This window comes from Streptomyces sp. B3I8 (assembly GCF_030816915.1).
Lineage (GTDB): Bacteria > Actinomycetota > Actinomycetes > Streptomycetales > Streptomycetaceae > Streptomyces.
Genome location: NZ_JAUSYN010000002.1, coordinates 3,780,095 through 3,801,674, shown reverse-complemented (window position 1 = coordinate 3,801,674; position 21,580 = coordinate 3,780,095). Strand labels below are relative to the sequence as shown.

At 73.3% G+C, this 21,580-nt stretch carries 19 protein-coding genes; 10 read left to right on the top strand and 9 right to left on the bottom strand.

Annotated elements, in window-relative coordinates; all coding sequences use genetic code 11:
- Positions 1 to 101 precede the first annotated feature (101 nt).
- The 3 genes from QFZ64_RS19010 to QFZ64_RS19000 all read left to right on the top strand — a co-directional run bounded on the left by QFZ64_RS19010 (position 102) and on the right by QFZ64_RS19000 (position 3,678).
- Entirely contained in the window at positions 102 to 1,421 is a 1,320-nt protein-coding gene (locus QFZ64_RS19010) for an ABC transporter permease (protein WP_307067331.1), read from the top strand.
- A gap of 84 nt (positions 1,422 to 1,505) precedes the next feature.
- Positions 1,506 to 2,897: an ABC transporter permease gene (locus tag QFZ64_RS19005; RefSeq protein WP_307067329.1), complete on the top strand. Its 1,392-nt coding sequence runs from the start codon at positions 1,506 to 1,508 to the stop codon at positions 2,895 to 2,897.
- Positions 2,898 to 2,904: 7 nt separating this feature from the next.
- Entirely contained in the window at positions 2,905 to 3,678 is a 774-nt protein-coding gene (locus tag QFZ64_RS19000) for an ABC transporter ATP-binding protein (RefSeq protein ID WP_307067327.1), read from the top strand.
- 58 nt (positions 3,679 to 3,736) lie between these two features.
- On the opposite strand, the gene QFZ64_RS18995 is transcribed toward QFZ64_RS19000, so the two are convergent.
- The 3 genes from QFZ64_RS18995 to QFZ64_RS18985 are packed head-to-tail and all read right to left on the bottom strand — an operon-like array spanning position 3,737 to position 6,286.
- Positions 3,737 to 4,213, bottom strand: coding sequence for a MarR family winged helix-turn-helix transcriptional regulator (locus QFZ64_RS18995; protein ID WP_307067325.1), 477 nt, complete (start codon positions 4,211 to 4,213; stop codon positions 3,737 to 3,739).
- 9 nt (positions 4,214 to 4,222) lie between these two features.
- Positions 4,223 to 5,323 (bottom strand): alkene reductase, encoded by a 1,101-nt coding sequence (locus QFZ64_RS18990; protein WP_307067323.1) that lies wholly within the window; start codon positions 5,321 to 5,323, stop codon positions 4,223 to 4,225.
- A 48-nt stretch (positions 5,324 to 5,371) separates the two neighbouring features.
- The gene (locus tag QFZ64_RS18985) at positions 5,372 to 6,286 is read right to left on the bottom strand and encodes an NADP-dependent oxidoreductase (RefSeq protein ID WP_307071759.1); all 915 of its coding nucleotides are present in this window, start codon (positions 6,284 to 6,286) and stop codon (positions 5,372 to 5,374) included.
- A 148-nt stretch (positions 6,287 to 6,434) separates the two neighbouring features.
- On the opposite strand from QFZ64_RS18985, the gene QFZ64_RS18980 reads away from it, so the two are divergent.
- A complete protein-coding gene (locus QFZ64_RS18980) occupies positions 6,435 to 8,054 on the top strand; it encodes an ATP-binding cassette domain-containing protein (protein WP_307067322.1) in 1,620 nt (539 codons plus the stop codon).
- Here the strand turns inward: QFZ64_RS18980 and QFZ64_RS18975 are convergent.
- The gene (locus QFZ64_RS18975; protein ID WP_307067320.1) at positions 7,970 to 8,599 is read right to left on the bottom strand and encodes an ATP-binding protein; all 630 of its coding nucleotides are present in this window, start codon (positions 8,597 to 8,599) and stop codon (positions 7,970 to 7,972) included. The genes QFZ64_RS18980 and QFZ64_RS18975 overlap by 85 nt on opposite strands.
- 147 nt (positions 8,600 to 8,746) lie before the next feature.
- On the opposite strand from QFZ64_RS18975, the gene QFZ64_RS18970 reads away from it, so the two are divergent.
- The 3 genes from QFZ64_RS18970 to QFZ64_RS18960 all read left to right on the top strand — a co-directional run bounded on the left by QFZ64_RS18970 (position 8,747) and on the right by QFZ64_RS18960 (position 10,962).
- Complete coding sequence (locus QFZ64_RS18970) at positions 8,747 to 9,661, top strand: helix-turn-helix transcriptional regulator (RefSeq protein WP_307071758.1); 915 nt, start codon at positions 8,747 to 8,749, stop codon at positions 9,659 to 9,661.
- Positions 9,618 to 9,740, top strand: a complete 123-nt coding sequence (locus QFZ64_RS18965; protein WP_307067318.1) for a DUF397 domain-containing protein — start codon at positions 9,618 to 9,620, stop codon at positions 9,738 to 9,740. The genes QFZ64_RS18970 and QFZ64_RS18965 overlap by 44 nt, the downstream gene beginning before the upstream one ends.
- A gap of 277 nt (positions 9,741 to 10,017) precedes the next feature.
- Positions 10,018 to 10,962 (top strand): hypothetical protein, encoded by a 945-nt coding sequence (locus QFZ64_RS18960; RefSeq protein WP_307067316.1) that lies wholly within the window; start codon positions 10,018 to 10,020, stop codon positions 10,960 to 10,962.
- On the opposite strand, the gene QFZ64_RS18955 is transcribed toward QFZ64_RS18960, so the two are convergent.
- On the bottom strand, positions 10,931 to 11,143 hold the full coding sequence (locus QFZ64_RS18955; RefSeq protein ID WP_307067314.1) for a twin-arginine translocase TatA/TatE family subunit: 213 nt from the start codon (positions 11,141 to 11,143) through the stop codon (positions 10,931 to 10,933). The genes QFZ64_RS18960 and QFZ64_RS18955 overlap by 32 nt on opposite strands.
- Before the next feature lie 248 nt (positions 11,144 to 11,391).
- Between QFZ64_RS18955 and QFZ64_RS18950 the strand changes: the two genes are divergently transcribed.
- The 3 genes from QFZ64_RS18950 (at position 11,392) to QFZ64_RS18940 (ending at position 16,440) form a co-directional block, all read left to right on the top strand.
- A complete protein-coding gene (locus tag QFZ64_RS18950) occupies positions 11,392 to 13,314 on the top strand; it encodes an NAD(P)-binding protein (RefSeq protein ID WP_307067311.1) in 1,923 nt (640 codons plus the stop codon).
- A gap of 232 nt (positions 13,315 to 13,546) precedes the next feature.
- The gene (locus QFZ64_RS18945) at positions 13,547 to 15,337 is read left to right on the top strand and encodes a prolyl oligopeptidase family serine peptidase (protein WP_373430757.1); all 1,791 of its coding nucleotides are present in this window, start codon (positions 13,547 to 13,549) and stop codon (positions 15,335 to 15,337) included.
- Between the two features lie 194 nt (positions 15,338 to 15,531).
- Positions 15,532 to 16,440 (top strand): SURF1 family protein, encoded by a 909-nt coding sequence (locus tag QFZ64_RS18940; protein WP_307067308.1) that lies wholly within the window; start codon positions 15,532 to 15,534, stop codon positions 16,438 to 16,440.
- Here QFZ64_RS18940 and QFZ64_RS18935 read toward each other — a convergent pair.
- The 4 genes from QFZ64_RS18935 to QFZ64_RS18920 all read right to left on the bottom strand — a co-directional run bounded on the left by QFZ64_RS18935 (position 16,410) and on the right by QFZ64_RS18920 (position 21,393).
- The gene (locus QFZ64_RS18935; protein WP_307067306.1) at positions 16,410 to 17,831 is read right to left on the bottom strand and encodes a hypothetical protein; all 1,422 of its coding nucleotides are present in this window, start codon (positions 17,829 to 17,831) and stop codon (positions 16,410 to 16,412) included. The two genes, QFZ64_RS18940 and QFZ64_RS18935, sit on opposite strands and share 31 nt — an antisense overlap.
- Positions 17,828 to 18,424: a SigE family RNA polymerase sigma factor gene (locus QFZ64_RS18930; protein ID WP_373430756.1), complete on the bottom strand. Its 597-nt coding sequence runs from the start codon at positions 18,422 to 18,424 to the stop codon at positions 17,828 to 17,830. Before QFZ64_RS18930 ends, QFZ64_RS18935 begins: the two co-directional genes overlap by 4 nt.
- A gap of 519 nt (positions 18,425 to 18,943) precedes the next feature.
- A complete protein-coding gene (locus tag QFZ64_RS18925; RefSeq protein WP_307067304.1) occupies positions 18,944 to 20,092 on the bottom strand; it encodes an aspartate-semialdehyde dehydrogenase in 1,149 nt (382 codons plus the stop codon).
- Entirely contained in the window at positions 20,089 to 21,393 is a 1,305-nt protein-coding gene (locus QFZ64_RS18920) for an aspartate kinase (RefSeq protein ID WP_307067301.1), read from the bottom strand. Before QFZ64_RS18920 ends, QFZ64_RS18925 begins: the two co-directional genes overlap by 4 nt.
- Positions 21,394 to 21,580: the final 187 nt, after the last annotated feature.

Genomic DNA, 21,580 nt, shown 5'->3' with positions numbered 1-21,580 from the left:
CGGATAAGGAGACGCGGCGGGGTGGCCCGGCCTGTCCTTATGCCGCCGCAACACGCTTATCGGGGTGCAAACAGCGGGCTGCTTCGGTCGTGGTCGTGGACATGAACTTCGTCAAACGCGCCGGGCTGAGCCTGGGGGGCAGGAGATCGAGGACGGCCGCCCTGCTGGGGGTCTTCGTCGTGATCTGCACCCTGCTCCTCGGCGGCTTCCTGTTGCAGGGCGCCTCCGCCCGGCAGCAGGCCGACGCACAGCGGGCCGTGGGCGTCGACGTGACCGTCGGCAAAAAGGGGCTCACCGCGGACCTCGCGGACCGGCTCGACGTCCCGGGCCTGGTGCACCGCTACACGTCGGAGCTTCCCGCACGGGCCGTACCGCGTGGGTTCGCACCGCTGACGTCGAGGGCGCCGAAGCCCGGCGGCACCCGTGACTCACGGCGCGACGGTGAGTCCGACACCCGTGGCGCCGGGGACGCCGGCGGGCAGCGAGAGGGCGGCTCACTGGCCGTGCACGGGGTGCGTGACTTGGGTCTGCTGCTGCCGTTCTCGTACGGCTCGACGAGGATCACCTCCGGGCGTGGCATCACCCCCGACGACGCGGACGTCGCGGTGATCGAGCGGCGCCTGGCCGGGCGGAACCACCTCGCGGTGGGCGACACCGTCCGGATGCGGTCGGCGGACGGAACGCGCACGGCGACGTTGCGGATCGTCGGCGTCTTCCGGGATCCGGCGGACGACCCGGCGCGCCGGGTGCCGCCGCAGGAGTTGCCCGGCAATCTGCTGTACGTGCCGATGGCCACGGCGCGCAGGCTCGGTACCGGCACGGCGACGGTCGACCGGGCCGTCTACCGGATCGGCTCACCGGACCGGGCCGAGCGACTGCACGCCGAGGCCGAGTGCGTCCTCGGCACGGGCGGCTTCGACTTCACGGTCAACGACAAGGCGTACCGGGACCAGGTCCGCCCGATCCAGCGGGTCGGCGCGTTCGCGCGGCTGATCGTCCAAGTGATCGCCCTGGCCGGGGCGTTGATCCTGAGCCTGCTCGTGACGCTGCAGATCCGCGAGCGGCGCGGTGAGCTCGGCGTGCTGCTGTCGTTGGGCGAGAAGAAGTGGAAGCTCGTCGGCCAGCACGCCGTGGAGGTCGCGGCGGTGGCGCTGCCCGCCGTCGCGCTCGCCACGCTGGCCGGCGTGTTCGCCGGACAGCGCGCGGCCGACACCTTCCTCGACCACCGCGACGACACCCACAGCACCGGCGAAGGCACCGACAGCGGGCCCGTCGCCGCCCCGCCGACGGTGCGGGTCGGGCCGGCCGACGTCGGCAAGGTCGCCGGCATCGGGCTGGGGATCTCCCTCGTCGCCACCGTCGTCCCGGGCATCGGGATCCTCCGGCTGCACCCCCGCTCCCTCCTCGTCGACAGCGACTAGCGCGACCCGAGAAGACCACCGCACAAACCACCGCACACCGTTTCACCCATCCGCCGACACGGACTCGGAGAGCCGGCACCCACCATGAACTTCGTCAAGCGCGCAGGGCTCAGCCTGTGGGCCCGCAGGGGCCGTACCCTGCTCACCCTCGCGGCCTTCCTCGTCATCTCCGTGATGGTGCTGGCCGGCATTCTGATCGACGACGCGACGGCCCGGGCCGAGCAGTCGGCCAGGCGCTCCGTCGGCGCCGAGGTACAACTCGACGTCGATCTGGGCTCGTTGGCCGGCCCCTCGGGCGGGCTCCAGGCGCCGCGCATCGACGCCACGACCGTCGACGCCCTCGGCGCACTCCCCCAGGTGCGGAAGTACACGTACTCGACATGGGACCGCGCCCTCCTCAAGGGCCGGTACGAGCTGGTCGGGGGCGGCGCCAAGGACCCCATGGGTCCCGGCGGCACCGCGAGCGTGGGCGTGCTGGACTCCTCGCTGCTGCCCGACTTCCGCAGCGGCAGGTTCACCCTGCTGTCCGGCCGGCACCTCACGGCCGCCGACAAGAACGCCAAGCGCGTCCTGATCGAGGAGCGGCTGGCGAGGAAGAACGGTCTCGAGGTCGGCGACCGGTTGCCGCTGACCGGGAACGACGAGAGGACCACGGCCGACTTCACCGTGGCCGGCGTCTACCGCGACCCCCGGCCCAGCACCGAACCCGAACCCGAGTACGGCGTCAGCCCGGCCGACATGCTGTACGCAACGGTGGGCGGCATCTCCGCCCTCGACCCCGAGGGGCAGAAGGAGAGCGGGCACCCGCAGGTGGGCAAGGCGACCTTCCTCCTCCGCGACGCCGACGACGAGGCCGCGTTCGAGGCCCGGGCGAAGCGGCTCGCGGGCGCGCGACTCGACGGCTTCACCCTGGACGTCAACGACAAGGCCGTCCGGCAGATGACGGGCCCGCTGAACAGCATCCGCTCCACGGCCACCGTGGCCATGTGGCTGATGGGCCTGGCCGGCGCGGCCGTCCTGGTCCTCCTGGTCAACCTCGCCGTCAAGCAGCGTCGCACGGAGTACGGGGTGCTGCTCGCGATGGGCGAACGCAAGGGCAGGCTGATCGCCCAGCAGGCGCTGGAGATCGTCCTGGTCGCCGCCGTCGCCCTCGGTGTGAGTGCGCTGTGCGCCCCGACGCTGACCCAGAGCGCCGGTCAGTCGCTGCTCGGCAGGGAGGCCACGGCGGCCCGGCACAAGCTCGACTCCTGGCAGCCCCCGCGCCCCGGCAGCACCGGACTCGGCGAGGGCATCGACCCGGACGACAGGCCCGTCGAGAACGCCGACCCCATCGGCAGGATCACCGTACGGCTGGATGCCGCCGACCTCACCACCGTGGGCGTCCTCGGCCTCGGCATCGGCCTGCTCGCCACCGCGCTCCCGGCCTCCGCCGTGCTGCGCCTCAGCCCCCGCTCCATTCTCACGAAGGGCCAGTGACCCCGCCATGACCAGCGCCACCGCCACCGCGTCCGCCGCTGCCACCGCCGCCCCGCCCCTCCTGCGCCTGGCCGACGTCAGCCACACCTACTCCGGGGGGCGCCGCAGGACCACGGTCCTCAAGGGCATCGATCACGTCTTCGAGCGCGGCACGTTCTACACCGTCCTGGGCCCCTCCGGCAGCGGAAAGACGACGCTGCTCGGCCTGGTCGGCGGTCTGGACACCCCGACCAGGGGCACCGTCAGTTTCGAGGGGCGGGACCTCACCGAACTGGGCCTCGCCCGCTACCGCAACAAGCACGCGGCGACGATCTTCCAGCAGTTCAACCTGCTCACCTACATGACCGCCCTGCAGAACGTCACCGCCGCCATGGAGATCACCGGCGCCGCTCCCCCGACGGGCAGCCGCCGGGCCCACGCACTGCGGCTCCTGGACTCGATCGGCCTCGACAGGACGACGGCCACCCGCAATGTGCGGCGGCTCTCCGGCGGTCAGCAGCAGCGGGTCGCCATCGCCCGCGCCCTCGCCTGCGACGTCGACATCCTGCTCGCCGACGAGCCCACCGGAAACCTCGACGAGGACACCGCACAGGGCATCGTCGACATCTTCCGCGACCTCGCGCACGAGCAGGGCAAGTGCGTGGTCGTCGTCACCCACTCCGCGCGGCTGGCCGCGAGGTCCGACCGTGTCCTCACCCTGCGCCGGGGGCGGCTCACGGAGCGGGTCGACACGAAGGCCCCGGTGGGCGACCGGCCCACCGGGACCTCAGGAACCGACTGACCCACCAGGGCCTCGGGCACCGACCGGCTCACCGGGGCCTCGGGCACCGGCCGCCCCCTCAGGAATCGACCGACGCCTGGATCTTCCGGGCGAGGGTGATGAACGTTTCGATCTCCTCGGGGGTCAGGCTTTTCGCCGACGCCTCCTCCAGCGTGCGCCACATTCCCGTGATCGGGGCCTCCAGGGCGCGGCCCTCCGGCGTGAGGTGGACGATCATGACGCGGCGGTCGTGGTCGGCGGGGCGGCGGGTGAGGAGGCCCGCCTCCTGCATGCGGCGCAGGGACTTGGAGACGGTGGAGTGGTCCAGGCCGACGGCTTCGAGGAGTTCGGACTGGGTCTGGCCGTCCCGGTCGAAGAGCTGCATGAGCAGCAGCTCCTGGCCGGGGTGCAGGTTCATCCCCCGGAGCAGGGCGGCCGCCCTGCTCCGATGGGTCCGGCCGAGCTCGAACACCGCGTAGCTCAGCCGGCCCTGACGGACCGCGCCCGGGCCCTCCCGGTCGAGTGCCTCCCGGGTGGACTGTGCGGGGTCGGTCATCGCTGCTCCTCAAGCCGACGGGGTGGAAGGGACGGGGAGAGTGGAGAGAGTGGGGTAGTCGGTGTACCCCGCCGCGTCGCCGCCGTAGAACGTCGCCGGGTCGGGGGTGTTCAGCGGCGCTCCGGAGCGTACTCGTTCGGGCAGGTCGGGGTTGGCGAGGGCCAGGGCGCCCACCGTCACCACGTCCGCGCGGCCGGCGGCGATGTCCGCGGCGCGGGCCGGCAGGTCGGCGCCCGCGCGGTTGAGGAGCAGGGCGGTCGGCCACACCTCCCGCAGGCGGTCGAGCAGTTCCTCGTCACCGCCGTGGATCAGGTGCAGGTACGCCAGGTTCAGCGGGGCCAGGGCGCGGACCAGGGCCGGGTACAGCTCGGCGGTGTCCGCCTCGGTGATGTCGTTGTACGGGTTGCCCGGCGAGAGCCGGATGCCGGTGCGGTCGGGGCCGATCTCCTCGGCCACCGCCGTGGCGACCTCGACCGCGAAGCGGATGCGGCCCTCGACGGAGCCGCCGTAGCGGTCCGTGCGGTGGTTGGTGTTGGTCGCCAGGAACTGCTGGATCAGGTAGCCGTTGGCGCCGTGGATCTCCACGGCGTCGGCACCGGCGGCCACCGCGTTGGCCGCGGCCCGCCGGAAGTCGTCGACCGTGGCGGCCACTTCGTCGGCCGTCAGTTCCCTCGGCTCGGGCATCTCCTGCGGGCCGGTGGCCGTGAACATCACGCCGGCCGGGCGGACCGCGGACGGTGCCACCGGCTGCCGGCCGTGCGGGGTGTTGTCGGGGTGCGCGATGCGTCCGGTGTGCATGAGCTGGACGACGAGCCGTCCGTCCGCCGCGTGGACGGCGTCGGCGACCTTGCGCCAGCCCGCGACCTGCTCCTCGGTGTGCAGCCCGGGGGTCAGCAGGTAGCCCTGCCCGTCGGCGGAGGGCTGCGTGCCCTCCGTGATGACGAGGGCGTGCGAGGCCCGCTGGGCGTAGTACTCCGCGTTGAGCTCGGTCGGGACGCCCTCGGGGGTGGAGCGGTCGCGGGTCATCGGGGCCATTGCCAGCCGGTGCGGCAGGTTCATGGCACCGACGGTGGCCGGGGACCACAGGGCGTGCAGGGAAGCGTCGGACATGGGGGACCTCTCCTTGTCGAAAATTCTGTACGAACCGGGCGAAAGGGATCAGGCGACGGTGAGGACGACCTTGCCGCGGCCGTGGCCGGCGTCGATGACACGGTGCGCCTCGGCGGCCTGAGCGAGCGGGAGGCTGGTGCCGACCGTCGTGACCAGCGTGCCGTCGGCCGCCTGCCGGGCCAGTTCCGCGAGCCGCGCGGCCGAGCGGCGCTGCGGGCCGGACTCGAAGTGGACGCCCAGCGAAGCCGCGCGGAAGTCGGCGGTCGTGACGACGCGCTCCGTGCCGCCGAGCAGGGTGATGGAGTCCTCCAGCGCGCCCTTGCCCGCGAGGTCGAACACGGCGTCCACACCCTCGGGCGCCAGTGCGCGCACGCGCTCCAGCAGCCCCTCGCCGTACGTCGTCGCCGTGGCGCCCAGGCCGGTCAGGTACTCCTGGTTGGCCGGTCCCGCCGTGCCGACGACACGGGCGCCGCGGGCGGTGGCGAGCTGCACGGCCAGCGTGCCCATCGCGCCCGCCGCACCGTGCATCAGTACGGTCTCGCCCTCCTTGACGCCCAGCACGTCCAGCACCCGCTCGGCGCCGTCGCTCGCGACCGGCAGGGTGACCGCGTGCTCCCAGTCGAGGCCGGCCGGCTTCGGTGCGAGGTGGTCGGGGGTGGCCAGGGCGTACTCGGCGTAGGAGCCGGTGTCGGACCAGCCCAGCACCTCGTCGCCGACCGCCAGGCCCTCGACGCCCTCGCCGAGCGCGTCGACCACTCCGGCGATCTCGCCGCCGGGGATCGCCGGGAGGGTCGTCGGGAAGACGGCCTCCATGCCGCCGGAGCGGATCTTGCCGTCCACCGGGTTGACGCCGATCGCCCGGATCCGCACGCGGACCTGGCCGGCGCCCGGCTCGGGGGTCTCCACCTCCGTCCGGTGCAGGACCTCGGTGCCGCCGAACTCGTCGAAAACGATGGCCTTCATGTCAGTGTCCTCGCTCATGCCGATGGTGCTCCCGTGCCGGCCACCCATTTATGTGGCCGACCACTTAAAAGTAGCACCGATTATGTGGCTGGCCAAGTATTAATTTGCGGTGCGCCCCGGCGAGGGGTGCGCGTACGCTCCACCGTTCATGGGCCACGTCGAAGCAGCGCACCTCGAGTACTACCTCCCCGACGGTCGCATCCTGTTCGGAGACGTCTCGTTCAAGGTCGCCGAGGGTTCCGTCGTCGCCCTGGTCGGGGCGAACGGCGCCGGGAAGACGACGTTGCAGCGGCTGATCGCCGGGGAGCTGACGCCGCACGGCGGCACGGTCACCGTCAGCGGCGGGCTCGGCGTGATGCCGCAGTTCATCGGCTCCGTCACGGACGACAGGTCCGTACGGGACCTGCTGCTCGCCGTCTCCCAGGAGCGCGTACGCAGGGCCGCGGCCGCCGTCGACGCGGCCGAGCTGCGGCTCATGGAGCAGGACGACGAGGCCGCGCAGCTCGCGTACGCGCAGGCGCTGAGCGACTGGGGCGAGGCGGGCGGTTACGAGGCGGAGAACCTGTGGGACAGGTGCACCACCGCCGCGCTCGGAGTCCCCTACGAACGCGCCCGCTGGCGCGAGGTACGCACGCTGTCGGGCGGCGAACAGAAACGGCTGTGCCTGGAGGTGCTGCTGCGCGGTCCCGACCAGGTGCTCCTGCTCGACGAGCCCGACAACTACCTGGACGTGCCGGGCAAGCGGTGGCTGGAGGAGAAGCTGCGCGAGACCGCCAAGACCGTGCTGTTCGTCAGCCACGACCGCGAACTGCTGGCCCGCGCGGCGGAGCGGATCGTCAGCGTGGAGCCGGCGCCGGGCGGCAGCGACGTCTGGGTGCACGGCGGGGGCTTCGCAACGTACCACGAGGCACGCGAGCGGCGGTTCGAACGGTTCGACGAACTGCGCAGGCGCTGGGACGAGAAGCACGCGCAGCTCCGGCAACTGGTGCTGGACCTAAGGCAGTACGCCGCCCGCAGCGACGGCATGGCCTCCCGCTACCAGGCGGCCCAGACCCGGCTGCGCAAGTTCGAGGAGGCCGGACCGCCGCCGCAGCCGCCACGACCGCAGAAGATCACCATGCGACTGGGCGGCGGTCGTACGGGGGTGCGCGCGATCACCTGCCGCGGGCTCCTCCTCACCGGCCTGATGAAACCCTTCGACCTGGAGGTCTTCTACGGCGAACGGGTCGCCGTCCTCGGCTCAAACGGCTCCGGGAAGTCGCACTTCCTGCGGCTGCTGGCGGGGGAGCGCGTCGAACACTCCGGGGAGTGGACGCTGGGCGCGCGCGTCGCGCCCGGACACTTCGCGCAGACGCACGCCCACCCGGAGCTCGTCGGCCGCACGCTGCTCGACATCCTGTGGAAGGAACACGCGCTCGACCGGGGCAGAGCGGCGTCCGCGCTGCGGCGGTACGAGCTGACCGCGCAGGCCGAGCAGCCGTTCGACCGGCTGTCCGGCGGCCAGCAGGCTCGTTTCCAGATCCTGCTGCTCGAACTGCGCGGCACCACCGCCCTGTTCCTCGACGAGCCCACGGACAACCTCGACCTGGAGAGCGCGGAGGCGTTGCAGGCGGGGCTCAGCGCGTACGAGGGCACGGTGCTCGCGGTCACCCACGACCGCTGGTTCGCCAAGAGCTTCGACCGCTACCTGCTGTTCGGCGCGGACGGCCACGTACGCGAGACGCGGGAACCGGTGTGGGACGAGGGGCGGGTGGCCCGGCGCCGGTAGGCGTCGGGTCCGTCCGCCACGGGGACCGCCGGGACCTCCGCCCAGACGGTCTTCCCGACGGGCTCGCGCGGCGCGGACCCCCACCGGGTCGCCAGCACGTCCACGAGGAGCAGGCCCCGCCCCGACTCGTCCTCGGGGCCCGCCGCGGGCGGGACGGCCGGAGGCCGGTGCGCGGAGTCCGCGTCCGCGACCTCGACGCGGACCAGCCCGGCCGCTTCGTCCATCGCCAGCCGCAGGCCGAAGTCCCGGCCCGGGACCCGCCCGTGCCGTACGGCATTGGCCGCGAGCTCCCCCACCACCAGCGCGACGGCGCACGACGCGTCCGACGCCGACGGGTGGCCCCGCTCCTCCATCCACCGCACCGCCCGACGCCTGGCGAGCCGCGCGCCCCGGGGCGTGGCCGCGTACCGCTCCGCGAGTACGGGCACGTCGGCGAACTGTTCGGCGGGCACGGGAAGTCCGGTGCCCGTGCGCGGTTCCTCGTCCGGCGTCGTCACTTCTGTCAGCACGGTCCGTCCGCTCCGTTCCTGATGGTGCGGCGTCATGGCCGCACGCGTCCTCACGTTCCGTACACAAGAGTGGACGCACAGTCCTACCCTCAGGAAGGTGACAGAGCCTTACCTTTCGGTTCGTAAAGGCTCGCAAGGGACGGAAGTGACGTCTTGGCCAACGGAATTGACCCCAGTGCGTCGATGGCGGCGATGTTCGGCTCCCGGGTGCGCAGACTGCGCCTCGCGGCCGGGCTGACCCAGGCCGAGCTGGGCAGCATGGTGCACGTGGTCGCCACCCGGATCACCCAGATCGAGCGCGCGTCCGGCGCGAAACCCACGCGGGACCTCGCCCGCGCCCTCGACTCCGCCCTCGGCGCGGACGAGTTGTTGGTCGACCTGTGGCCCTACGTCCACCGGGAGGCGTTCCCGGACTGGTCACGGGCGTTCATGGCGCACGCGGAGCGGGCGGTGTCGATCCAGGAGTACGCGGCCTCCGTGATGCCGGGCCTTGTGCAGACCGAGGAGTACGCCCGTGCCGTGCTCCGAGTGGGGCTGACGCTGCACGGCCCGGAGCAGTTGGAGGAGAGACTCACCGCCCGCATGGGGCGGCAGGAACGCCTGGTCGGCAATGACCGTCCGGAGCTGTGGGTGGTACTGGACGAAGCGGTGCTACGGCGCCCGGTGGGTGGACGTGCGGTGATGTGCGCGCAGTTGGAGGCACTTCTCGCGGCTGCGTCGGAGCGCCGGCTCACCGTGCAGGTGCTGCCCTTCAACCAGGGCGAGCACGACATGATGGGCGGCTCGCTGACGCTCCTCACGATGCCGGACGGCTCCCGCGTCGCCTACACCGAGGGAGCGCACCACGGCCGATTCGTCGAAGAACCGACCGACGTCACCGAGTTGGCACTGACTTACGATCGGCTGCGGGCGGCAGCGCTGCCGCCCCTCATGTCGCTCGACATGATCCGATCCGTGAGGGAGGACCACCATCATGGAGCGAAAGTCCCGCCCCGATCTGTGCGCCGCCGCCTGGCGCAGGAGCAGTTACAGCAACCAGGAGGGTGGCAACTGCGTGGAGGTGGCGGACGGATTCCCCCGCGTCGTTCCCGTGCGTGACAGCAAGGTTCCGGGTGGGCCCGTGCTCGTCTTCGGGGCGGGCGCCTGGAGCGCGTTCATAGGTGCGGCCAGGGGCTGACCGGGTCCCGGTCGGCGTCCGTGGGGCGGGGTCACCGGGTCCTTGTGCGCGAGGGCCCGGTGGGCCGCTGACCTCCTGTAAGAACCAGGAACAGAACTCCCCGCCCGCCCACCCTCCCGGCCTCGCCGGGCACTGTCACTCGTCCGGGTGACCGGCTTGCAGCGGCGGGAATCGGGCGGTTACGTTCGCCGCGACAACCGCACACATACGGCGGCCCTCGCCGGGACTGGCATCCCACATGCGAGGGCCTGACCGATCAGGAAGGAACCACTTCCCGATGGCTGTACCCGAGTCTAACGCGCTGCCGCGCGCCCAGGCCGGAGCTCCGACCTCCGGTGTGATCCACGTCCGTACCCGGCTCACCGCCGACTTCACCGTCCTGTCCAACGCCCTCGTGCAGCGGCGTGGCAGCGCCGTCACCGTCGGGGTCGCGGCGTACATCTCCTCCCTGCCCGACGGGCACCCCGTCACCATCGCCGCGCTGTGCGCACACTTCGACGAGGGCGAGATCCTGATCTCCCGGGCGCTGCGGGAGCTCGAAGCCGCCGGGTTCCTGGAGCGGCGGCGGGAGCGGGTGCCTGGGGGACAGATCCGTACGCGGACCTACTTCTACGACGTTCCCGGGGGTGCCGGGCCGCCCGATCCAAAGGGCCCGCCGAAGCCGCTCCGGGGCCGGGCGCGACGCGGGGCGCCCGCCGCACCGGAAGCTCCCACGCCCCGACTCCCCTCGGTCCAGCCCCCGCCCCCCGCCGTCTCCCCCCTCGCCGACGCCGATCCCCGTGCCGTCGACGTGCTGGTGCGGCTGCGCCGGGTCGACCCCCGGCTCGTGCTCTCCGAGCGGGAGGCCGCCCGGCTCGCCCCGGCGGTCGGTGCGTGGCTGGCGGCGGGCCTCAGTCCCGTACGGATCACCGATCTGCTCACCACCCGGCTCCCCGACGCCTTCCTCGGCCGCCCGGCCGGCATCCTCGCCTACCGTCTCCGCGACACCCCGCTCCCCGCGCCCCCGCCCGTCCCCCGCACCGAGGCCGCCCCCTCCCTCACCGTTCACCCCCTCCAGAACTGCGACGACTGCGACCGCGCGTTCCGCAGCCCCCACAAGGGGTGCTGCCCCGGCTGCGACAAGAAGCAGGCGTTGCGTGCGGCCTGTACCGGCTGGGCGTCGCCGTCTGGTTCCGGTGCCGGGGGCGGTGTCAGGTCCGGGGCCGCTGCTCGTCGCGGTTGACGACCGTGCCGGGGATGGTGCGGGGAGCGCCCTCCGGGTCCTCGTCGCGCAGGGCCTTCGACTCGGTCTGGAAGATCCGCGTCGCCTTCCCGGCCGAACGCGTCAGCTCCGGGAGCTTCTTGAAGGCGACGACGGCGATCACCACCAGGAGGATCACGACCAGCTCGCTCAGGCCGAACATCGTGGCTCCCGTTCCGTCGCGCCCTCGACCGGCCGCCTCCGGCCGGTCCCGTCGAAGTGTCGCCGACGCACGCGCCGACGGCAAGGGCGGACCGGCCGGCCCCCGCCCCTGGAACCGGGCGCCCGACTGAGGCAGTCTTTCCCCTCGTGGCGAGCGGCGACGGAACGTACGGGAGGGGTCCCACCGGACCGACGGGATCAACGGGACCGACGGGGCGGCCGACCGGTTCGATCGACGGCGGCGCGCACATGGTGGTGTGCGGGGACGACGGGCTGGCGCACCGGCTCGCCGCCGAACTCCGCGACGTCTACGGGGAACGGGTCACCCTCGTCGTCCCGCCCGCCCGGCGCCTGGCCCGCCAGCCGGTGGTGGGGCGCCAGCGCGGGTCGGCCCTGCTCGACCGGGTGTCCGCGGCCGTGACCCGGGCGGCGGGGAACGGGGGCGGCGGGGCCGGTGCCGGGGGTGACGGCGGCCGGGGCGGGCGCGGGGGCCGGGCGTTCCCCGGACCGGAACCGGGCGGGTCCGTACGGCTGGTGGAGGCGTCCGAGGCCGTCGAGGCCGTGCTCGCCGACGCGGACGTGCAGCGGGCCGCCGCGCTCGCCCTCGTCTACGACGACGACGAGACCAACATCCGCGCCGCGCTCACCGCCCGGCGCCTCAACCCCCGGCTGCGGCTCGTGCTCCGCCTCTACAACCGCCGCCTCGGGCAGCACATCGAGGCGCTGCTCGACCAGGCGGCGGCGCTCGCGATCATCGGCGCGGACGGGTCCGTCGGCGCGGACGACAACCTCGACGCCTCCACGACCGTCCTGTCCGACGCCGACACCGCCGCGCCCGCGCTGGCCGCGACCGCCGTCACCGGCACCACCAAGGTCGTCCAGACGGACGGGCTGATGCTGCGCGCGGTGGAGCGGCAGCCGCCCGCGCCCGGGCAGGTCGCCGACCCCGGGCTGTGCACGCTGGCGCTGCTCTCCGCCACGGCCAACGACCCGGCGGGCGCCGACGGTTCCGAGGAGAGCGGGGAGCACGGGCCCCGGCTGCTGCCCGACGAGGCGGCCGTCGCGGCGGCCACCGGGCGCGGCACCGTCGTCCTGGAGACCGTGTCGTACACCGGGCCCCGGCAGCCCGCCGGGCGCAGCATGGTGCCGTTCGCGCTGCTGCTGTCGCGGCGGCTGCGGTGGTCGTTCGCGGGGCTGGTGGCGTGTGTCGTCGCGCTGGCGGTGGCACAGCTCGCCGTGACCGACACCGGTCCGCTGCGGGCCACCTATCTGACGCTGCTCGACCTGTTCGCCATCAACGACCCGGCGGTGGGCCAGCCCGCCGGGCGGCAGATCCTGCAACTGCTGTCGGGGCTGGTCGGGCTGCTGCTCCTGCCGGTGCTGCTGGCAGCGGTGCTGGAGGCGCTCGGCACGTTCCGCACCAACTCCGGACTGCGCAAGCCGCCGCGCGGGCTGTCCGGGCACGTGGTGCTGCTCGGCGTCGGCAAGATCGGCACGCGGGTGCTGGTGCGGCTGCGGGAGCTGCGCATCCCGGTGGTGTGCGTCGAGGGCGACCCCGAGGCGCGGGGGCTCGCGGTGGCGCGGAGGCTGCGGGTTCCGGTGGTGCTGGGGGACGTCACGCACGAGGGGGTCCTGGAGGCGGCCAAGATCCACCGGGCGCGCACGCTGCTCGCGCTGACCAGCGCGGACACCACGAATCTGGAGGCCGCGCTGTACGCACGGTCCGTGCGGCCGGATCTGCGGGTGGTGCTGCGGCTGTACGACGACGACTTCGCGACGGCGGTGTACCGGACGCTGCGGGCCGCGCATCCGCAGGCGCTCACGCGGAGCCGCAGTGTGTCGCACCTGGCGGCGCCGACGTTCGCGGCGGCGATGCTGGGGCGGCAGATCCTCGGGGCGATTCCGGTGGAGCGGCGGGTGCTGCTGTTCGCGGCGGTGGAGGTGGCGGGGCATCCTCAGTTGGAGGGGCGGACGGTGGGGGAGGCGTTCGCGGCGGGGAAGTGGCGGGTGCTGGGCCGTGACGTGGCCTCCGGCGGTCCGTCGGCGGCGGCGATGTGGGGGCTGCCGTCCTCCCATGTGCTGAGGGCGGGGGACCGGGTGGTGCTGGCGGCGACGCGGAGGGGGCTGGCGGAGCTGCTGGGGAGGGGGCCCGCGGGGACTTCGTCCCCCTGACCCCGGGCCGGGTGCCGCGCGGGGTGGGGGTGGTGGTTCCCCGCCGGTGCGCGTAGGGGTTTTTCCCGTCCCCGCCGCCCCTGCCCTTCCCTTCCCGTCCCGTCCCTCAGGGGGCGCTGCCCCTTCGGGCAGTGTTGTCGTGTCCGTGCCGCGGAGCCGCAGATCAATGCGGTCCCGCGGCCCTCACGGGGCCGGGGCGCGGCAAGATGTACCCATGAGTGAGAGTGACGGCATGGTCGCGTGGGAAATGCGGTTCCGGGCGGCGCGGGTCTCGCTGCCCGACTGGGCGGAGGACGCACCGGACCGCGCGCTGTTCGTGTCGAACGCGACCGGCACGTACGAGCTGTACGCCTGGGACCGGGCCACAGGTGAGCAGCGGCAGGTGACCGACCGGCCGAACGGCACCACGGACGGTGTGCTGTCGCCCGACGGCGAGTGGATCTGGTGGTTCGACGACACGGACGGGGACGAGTTCGGCATCTGGCGGCGCCAGCCCTTCGGCGGCCGTACGTCGGGGTCCGTCGACGAGCCGGCCGCGCCCGGTCTCGCGCCGTCCTACCCCGCCGGGCTCGCGCTCGGGCGGGACGGGCGGACCGCCGTCGTCGGGCGGTCCACCGACGAGGAGGGCACCACGCTGCACCTCGTCCGCACCGGCGAGGACCCCGTCGAGATCTACCGGCACCGCGAGTCCGCCGGCGTCGGCGACCTCTCGCACGACGGGTCGCTGCTCGCGATCGAGCACACCGAGCACGGCGACGCCATGCACTCGTCGCTGCGCGTGCTGCGCCCCGACGGCACCGCCGTCGCCGAACTCGACGACACCGAGGGCGGCACCGTCGAACTGGGCCTGGAGGTCCTCGGCTTCGCGCCCGTCGACGGCGACACCCGGCTGCTCATCGGGCACCAGCGCCAGGGCCGCTGGGAGCCGCTGGTGTGGGACGTGGCCACCGGCGAGCAGACCGACCTCGCGCTGGAACTGCCCGGTGACGTGGCCGCCGAGTGGTATCCGGACGGCTCCGCGCTGCTCGTCTCGCACAGCTTCGAGGCCCGCAGCGAACTGTTCCGCTACGACTTCGCGGGCCGCGCCCTGACCGAGCTGTCCACCCCGCCGGGCACCGTCTCCGGCGCCACCGCACGGCCCGACGGCAGCGTCGAGTACCTGTGGTCGTCGGCCGCCGAGCCGCCGGCCGTACGGTCCACGACGGGCCGCGCGGTGCTCGACCCGCCGGGGATGAGGGCACCCGCCTCCGTGCCGGTGGAGGACGTGTGGGTGGAGGGGCCCGGCGGCCGCGTCCACGCGCTCGTGCAGAAGCCGGCCGGGGCGAGCGGGCCGCTGCCCACCGTCTTCGACATCCACGGCGGCCCCACCTGGCACGACAGCGACGCCTTCGCGGCGGCGCCCGCCGCCTGGGTCGACCACGGGTACGCGGTCGTCCGCATCAACTACCGCGGCTCCACCGGGTACGGCCGCGAGTGGACCGACGCGCTCAAGCACCGGGTCGGCCTGATCGAGCTGGAGGACATCTCGGCGGTCCGCGAGTGGGCCGTCTCCTCCGGCCTCGCGGACCCCGAGCGGCTGGTGCTGACCGGCGGCTCCTGGGGCGGCTACCTCACCCTGCTCGGCCTCGGCGTCCAGCCGGAGCTGTGGACGGTGGGCATCGCGGCGGTGCCGGTCGCGGACTACGTCACGGCGTACCACGACGAGATGGAGGCGCTGAAGGCGATGGACCGCACGCTCCTCGGCGGCACGCCGGAGGAGGTACCGGAGCGCTTCGAGGCGTCGTCGCCGCTGACGTACGTGGACGCGGTGAAGGTGCCGGTGTACATCTCGGCGGGCGTCAACGACCCGCGCTGCCCGATCCGCCAGATCGAGAATTACGTCGACCGGCTGGCCGCACGCGGCGCGGTGCACGAGGTGTACCGGTACGACGCGGGACACGGGTCCCTCGTCGTGGACGAGCGGATCAAGCAGGTGCGGCTGGAGCTGGAGTTCGCGGCCCGGCATGTGGGGGGTGCCCGGTGAGGAGCGCCCCGTGAGGGACGCCCCCAACGCGCGGCGCGTCGCTTCGCGAGAGGCCCCACCGGCCGTCACCCGCCGGACGACCCGCCACCCCCCGGGCTCTCACGCGAAGCCTCGCGCTGCGCGCAGCGCGAGGCAAGGGGGCGGGGGCACCCCCGCGTGCCCCCGCCCCCCGTCCCCGCCGTACCGTTGACGGTGTGTACCGGTTCCTCCTGACCCCCCGCTGGTGGGCGATCAACGTACTCGCCCTCCTCGCCGTCCCCGTCTGCGTCTTCATGGGCTCCTGGCAGCTCAGCCGCTTCGAGGACCGGGTGCAGGACCACCGCACCGCCACGGAGCAGGCCACCGCCGCCAAGAAGGAGGCCGCGCGCCCGCTCGCGTCGCTGCTCCCGGTGGACAAGGCCACCTCCGGCAAGCGCGCCACCGCGACCGGGCACTACGGCAAGCAGCTCCTCGTCCCGGACCGCGAGCTGGACGACCGCGACGGCTACTACGTGCTGACGATGCTCCGCACCGACGGCGGCAAGGCGCTCCCCGTCGTACGGGGCTGGCTGCCCGGCACCGCCTCCGCGACGGCGAAGGCACCGGCCGCGCCCACCGGCGAGGTCACCGTCACCGGCGCGCTCCAGGCCTCCGAGACGCCCGGCGACAACGGCGCGAGCGCGGCGGGCGGCCTGCCCGCCGGGCAGGTCGGCGCGATCAGCGCGGCGTCCCTGGTCAACCTGGTGCCGTACGACGTGTACGACGCCTGGGTCACCCTGGACCGGGCCGACTCCGGGATGACTGCTGTGCCCGCGAGCGCACCCGACGACTCGGGCCTCGATCTGCGGGCCTTCCAGAACCTCGGCTACACCGGCGAGTGGTTCGTCTTCGCGGGCTTCGTCGTCTTCATGTGGTTCCGGCTGCTGCGCCGCGAGGCGGAGTTCCAGCGCGACGCGGCGCTGGGCATCCTGCCGGACGACGGCCCTGGCGGCGGCCCACACGGCGGCTCCGACGGCGGCGGCGGAGGCGAGCCGGAGGACGCGGACGGAGGCGAGCCGGAGGGTGCCGGTGGGGCCGGGCCGGGGCCCGGGGCTCAGGACCCCGCCAGCACTCCCGTCCGGTAGATCGTTCCCGCGCAGGCGTTCGGGACCGTCGCGGTCACCGTCGGCGAGCCCGCCGCCGCCGTGTGGGAGACCACCACGCTGCCGTCGGCCACCCCGTCCTCCCGCAGGAGCTGCGAGGAGAGCGTGCTGCTGCCGCTCGTGGACGACGCCCCCTCGGAGGCACCCGCGGTGCCGTCCGACGCACTCGGGTCGGGCGAGGGACCGGTGCCGGTACCGCCGTCGCCGTCGCCCTGGGTGGGGCACGTCTCCGACGGCACCCAGGCGAACTTCACCTGGTAGGCCATGCCGGGCTTGAGGATCAGCGAGGCCAGTTCCTGGGACGGGTCGGGCAGTGCGGTGGCGGCGTCGCCCGTGACATGGCTGACGACGGTGACGCGCGCCGGGTCCGCCGCGCCCTGAGGGGTCGCGCCGACCGTGCCCGGACCCGAGACCGTGCAGGTGGTGCCGGAGATGTTGGCGACGCGGAACGTGCCGTAGACCACGCCGGCGGCATCGGCCGGGTTGACGCTGGAGGTGGCCCCGCCGAGCTGGGCCGCCGTGCAGTCGGCGAGGCTCGAGCCGGGGGTGGTGGAGCCGCTGCCGGTGGTGCCGCGGCCCTTGCCGGTGCCCTTGCCCTGCTTGCCGTGGTGACCGGAGTCGCCCTTCTCCTTGACGGAGTCGGAGGCGCCGCCGGAGCCGCCCGAGCCGCTGCCCTCGCCCTTGTCCTCGCCCATGCCGCCGTGGGCCTGGGAGGCCTGGCCCGCGATGGAGGGGTCGGCGGGGGAACCGGTCGCCCGGGAGACGTGCACCAGGGCGGGAACGGCGGTACAGGCGAAGAGCGCGGCGGCCGCCATGCCGACCAGGGCCTGCCGCTTGCGGGCCCGCCGGGCGGGCACCGCGCGGCGCAGGTGTTCCAGGGTGCCGTCGCGGGGCGCGATGTCCCCGACGGCGGAGTGCAGCACGCGGCGCAACGCCAGCTCGTCGGACGCGAGCCCGAGCTCGTCGTCGTGCGTGTCGCCGTCCGCGCCCGTACCGGTGCCCTCATCGGTGTTCCTACCGGTGCCGGTGCGGGCGTCCGTGCCGTCGTCGGCGTGGGTCGAGCCGGCGGTGGGTCCGCCGAATCCACCGAGCGCCGCCAGCAGCCGGTCCCGGCCCGCGGCCGTCCCGCCGAAGGCCCCGGAACCGTCCCGGCGCCCGGCAGGACCGCCGTGACCGTCACCGCCGCTGTCGCTTTCGCCGTCGCTCGCGGAGCCGTGCGCCGCGTCGACGGCGTCGGTCCCGGAAGCGGGCGTGGTCCGGTCGGCCGGTTCGTCGCCGGGGGCGGCCGGCCGGCCGTGGTCCTCGGGGCGGTGCTTCACAGTGGGGTTTCCAGCCTGCTGTCCGTCGTCTGGCCTGCTGCCGTACTCGGTCATGCCGGCGCCTCCATGGCGATGCGCAGCGCCGCGATGCCGCGGGAGCCGTACGCCTTCACCGAGCCGAGCGACAGGCCCAGCGTCGCCGCGACCTGCGCCTCCGTCATGTCCGCGAAGTAGCGCAGCACCAGCACCTCGCGCTGGCGGCGCTGCAGGCCCTTCATCGCCTTGATCAGCGAGTCCCGCTCCAGCTGGTCGTAGGCGCCCTCCTCGGCGCTCGCCATGTCCGGCATCGGCTTCGACAGCAGCTTCAGGCCGAGGATGCGGCGGCGCAGGGCGGAGCGGGAGAGGTTCACCACCGTCTGGCGCAGGTAGGCGAGCGTCTTCTCCGGGTCGCGCACGCGCTTGCGGGCCGAGTGGACGCGGATGAACGCCTCCTGGACGACGTCCTCGCAGGAGGCGGTGTCGTCGAGGAGGAGCGCCGCGAGGCCCAGCAGGGAGCGGTAGTGCGCCCGGTAGGTCTCCGTGAGGTGGTCGACCGTGGTACCGGTCGCCACGGCCTCCTCTGTTCCCTCACGCTGGCTCGGTATGCGGGTGGGCCGCGCTGCGGGCATCGGCGCGATCACCGGCATGCCGCCGGGCGCGCCGGACACGCGGGACCGGCGGGGCGGACGCAGGGTCGTGCCCCTCGTCTGTACCGCCGCGGTGAATTCGAGTACCTCTGCTGCCACGCCTGTTGGACACACCGAGGGCCGTCAGGGTTGTACGCGGGTTCGTGTGTGCCGCGTCGCACGCCCGGAAACGGTGCGTGTGCGGGCGCCCCGTACGTCCGACGTGCTTCCCCCGGCGCGGCGGACAGTACGTCCCGTGCCCTCATGCCTACCAGCTCTTCCCCTGTGCTGTGCCCTGCTGCGCTACCCGCCCCCCCTGTAGGGCGAACGCAATGACGCTCCCCGCCGTCCGTGCGGTTGCGACGAGCGGAAAGGGAAATCCTCGTATCCCGGACGGGTCCGGTACAAGTGGTCCGGACCAGGTGGCCCGACCGGGCCACAGGACGCGTACAGATCCTACAAATACTTCTCGGATTGGCCAGCGTATAAGGGCGCCCCGAGGACCGAACGGGCAGGTCGGATGCCCTCACCGACACGCGCGGGGTCGCGTCCGCCGCCGGTCTACACCCGCCCCGCCGCGACGAGTTCGGCGATCTGCACCGCGTTGAGGGCGCCGCCCTTGCGGAGGTTGTCGGCGCACACGAAGAAGTCGAGCGCCGTGGGGTCGTCCAGCGCCCGGCGCACCCGGCCCACCCACGCGGGGTCCGTGCCCACCACGTCGGCCGGGGTCGGGAACTCCCCGGCGCCCGGGTCGTCGCACAGGACGACGCCGGGAGCCGTGGCCAGGATCTCCCGGGCCTTGTCGACCGTGACCTCGTTCTCGAAGCCGGCGTGAACGGTGAGGGAGTGCGCGGTGACGACGGGGACGCGGACGCAGGTGACCGCGATCGGCAGCTGCGGCAGGCCGAGCACCTTGCGGGTCTCCTCCCGCAGCCCGGCCTCCTCCGAGGACCAGCCGTCCTCCAGGAACGTCCCGGCCCACGGCACGACGTTGAGCGCGACCGGCTCCGGGAACGGGCCGGTGCCCTCCCCCACCGCCCGGCGCACGTCCCCCGGGTTGGTGCCCAGCTCCGTACCGGCGACGAGGGCGAGCTGCTCGCGCAGCGTCCCGACGCCCGCGCGGCCGGCGCCGCTCACCGCCTGGTACGAGGAGACGACCAGCTCGCGCAGGCCGAACTCGGCGTGCAGCGCGCCCATCGCCACGATCATCGTGAGCGTGGTGCAGCCGGGGCTGGCGAGGATGCCGCGCGGGCGCACGCGCGCGGTGTGCGCGTTGACCTCGGGGACGACCAGCGGCACGTCGGGGTCCGCGCGGAAGGCGGCGGAGTTGTCGACGACGACGGCGCCCCGCTCGGCGGCGACGGGGGCCCACTCGCGGGCGACGTCCTCGGGCACGCAGAACAGCGCGATGTCGACGCCGGTCAGGGCGGCCCCGTCGAGCACCGCCACCTCGGTCTCCTCGCCGCGGACGGCCAGCTTGCGGCCGGCCGAGCGGGGGGAGGCGAGCAGGCGGATCTCGCCCCAGATGTCGGCACGCTGGGAGAGGATGCGGAGCATGACACCGCCGACGGCGCCGGTGGCGCCGACGACGGCCAGCACGGGCCTGTGCACGCCGGTCTTCTCCGCGCCCGGCTTCCGCGCACCCGCCCCCACGGCCCCGGTGCCGTGCCTCGGAGGGTCGGCTGGGGCGCGTGGGGGGTCGGGGGTCATCGCCCCGTGCCTCCGTAGACGACCGCCTCGTCGCTGTCGGAGTCGAGGCCGAACGCGGTGTGCACCGCGCGCACGGCCTCCGGGACGTCGTCCTTGCGCGTGACGACCGAGATGCGGATCTCGGAGGTCGAGATCAGCTCGATGTTCACGCCCGCGTCGCTCAGCGCCTCGAAGAACCCGGCGGTGACCCCGGGGTTGGTCTTCATGCCCGCGCCGACCAGGGAGATCTTGCCGATCTGGTCGTCGTAGCGCAGCGAGTCGAAGCCGATGGCGTCGCGCGCCTTCTCCAGCGCGTCGATCGCCTTGCGGCCCTCGGCCTTGGGCAGGGTGAAGGAGATGTCCGTCAGCCCCGTCGACGCGGCGGAGACGTTCTGCACCACCATGTCGATGTTGATCTCCGCGTCCGCGATGGCGCGGAAGATCGCGGCGGCCTCGCCCGGCTTGTCCGGCACGCCGACGACGGTGATCTTGGCCTCCGAGGTGTCGTGCGCGACCCCGGAGATGATGGCCTGCTCCACCTTTGGTTCCCCTTGCGATGCGTGCTGTGCCGACTGCGCCGGCTTGATCGGCTCGCTACTCACCCAGGTGCCCTGCAGTCCGCTGAAGGACGAGCGGACGTGGATCGGGATGTTGTAGCGGCGGGCGTACTCCACACAGCGGTGGAGCAGCACCTTGGACCCGGAGGCGGCCAGCTCCAGCATGTCCTCGAAGGAGATCCAGTCGATCTTCCGGGCCTTCTTGACCACGCGCGGGTCGGCGGTGAACACGCCGTCCACGTCGGTGTAGATCTCGCACACCTCCGCGTCCAGCGCCGCCGCCAGCGCGACGGCCGTCGTGTCGGAGCCGCCGCGGCCGAGCGTGGTGATGTCCTTGCCCACCTGGCTGACACCCTGGAAACCGGCGACGATGCAGATGTTGCCCTCGTCGAGCGCGGTGCGGATGCGGCCGGGCGTGACGTCGATGATCCGCGCCTTGTTGTGGACCGAGTCGGTGATGACACCGGCCTGGCTGCCGGTGAAGCTCTGCGCCTCGTGGCCCAGGTTTTTGATCGCCATGGCCAGCAGCGCCATGGAGATCCGCTCTCCCGCGGTCAGCAGCATGTCGAGCTCGCGCCCGGCAGGGATCGGCGACACCTGCTCGGCGAGATCGATCAGCTCATCCGTCGTGTCGCCCATCGCGGAGACCACGACAACCACCTGGTTGCCGTTCTTCTTGGCTTCCACGATCCGCTTGGCGACGCGCTTGATGCCCTCGGCATCGGCTACGGAGGAGCCTCCGTACTTCTGCACGACAAGGCCCACGTGCGCTCCTCGCTCAGTCCGTCATTTTCCACAGTCCGCACACATTTGTGTGCGCTGCGGCCGACTCAGTCTATCGAGCGTCCGAAAAACCCCTCCGGGTTCCCGCATGGTGAGACTCCCCGGCGCCCGTGCAGGAGGGCTCTTTCCCAACCGGGGCCCGGTCACTCGGAAAGTGCCCCGTGTCACA

Excerpts from the sequence above, each read along its gene's own strand:
- QFZ64_RS19005 (WP_307067329.1), top strand. The coding sequence starts at position 1,506 with ATGAACTTCGTCAAGCGCGCAGGGCTCAGCCTGTGGGCCCGCAGGGGC.
- QFZ64_RS18935 (WP_307067306.1), bottom strand. The coding sequence starts at position 17,831 with ATGACCGAGTACGGCAGCAGGCCAGACGACGGACAGCAGGCTGGAAAC.
- QFZ64_RS18980 (WP_307067322.1), top strand. The coding sequence starts at position 6,435 with ATGGGCCACGTCGAAGCAGCGCACCTCGAGTACTACCTCCCCGACGGT.
- QFZ64_RS18955 (WP_307067314.1), bottom strand. The coding sequence starts at position 11,143 with ATGTTCGGCCTGAGCGAGCTGGTCGTGATCCTCCTGGTGGTGATCGCC.
- QFZ64_RS19000 (WP_307067327.1), top strand. The coding sequence starts at position 2,905 with ATGACCAGCGCCACCGCCACCGCGTCCGCCGCTGCCACCGCCGCCCCG.
- QFZ64_RS18950 (WP_307067311.1), top strand. The coding sequence starts at position 11,392 with ATGGTGGTGTGCGGGGACGACGGGCTGGCGCACCGGCTCGCCGCCGAA.
- QFZ64_RS18945 (WP_373430757.1), top strand. The coding sequence starts at position 13,547 with ATGGTCGCGTGGGAAATGCGGTTCCGGGCGGCGCGGGTCTCGCTGCCC.
- QFZ64_RS18995 (WP_307067325.1), bottom strand. The coding sequence starts at position 4,213 with ATGACCGACCCCGCACAGTCCACCCGGGAGGCACTCGACCGGGAGGGC.
- QFZ64_RS18985 (WP_307071759.1), bottom strand. The coding sequence starts at position 6,286 with ATGAAGGCCATCGTTTTCGACGAGTTCGGCGGCACCGAGGTCCTGCAC.
- QFZ64_RS18975 (WP_307067320.1), bottom strand. The coding sequence starts at position 8,599 with ATGACGCCGCACCATCAGGAACGGAGCGGACGGACCGTGCTGACAGAA.
- QFZ64_RS18960 (WP_307067316.1), top strand. The coding sequence starts at position 10,018 with ATGGCTGTACCCGAGTCTAACGCGCTGCCGCGCGCCCAGGCCGGAGCT.
- QFZ64_RS18990 (WP_307067323.1), bottom strand. The coding sequence starts at position 5,323 with ATGTCCGACGCTTCCCTGCACGCCCTGTGGTCCCCGGCCACCGTCGGT.
- QFZ64_RS19010 (WP_307067331.1), top strand. The coding sequence starts at position 102 with ATGAACTTCGTCAAACGCGCCGGGCTGAGCCTGGGGGGCAGGAGATCG.
- QFZ64_RS18970 (WP_307071758.1), top strand. The coding sequence starts at position 8,747 with ATGGCGGCGATGTTCGGCTCCCGGGTGCGCAGACTGCGCCTCGCGGCC.
- QFZ64_RS18925 (WP_307067304.1), bottom strand. The coding sequence starts at position 20,092 with ATGACCCCCGACCCCCCACGCGCCCCAGCCGACCCTCCGAGGCACGGC.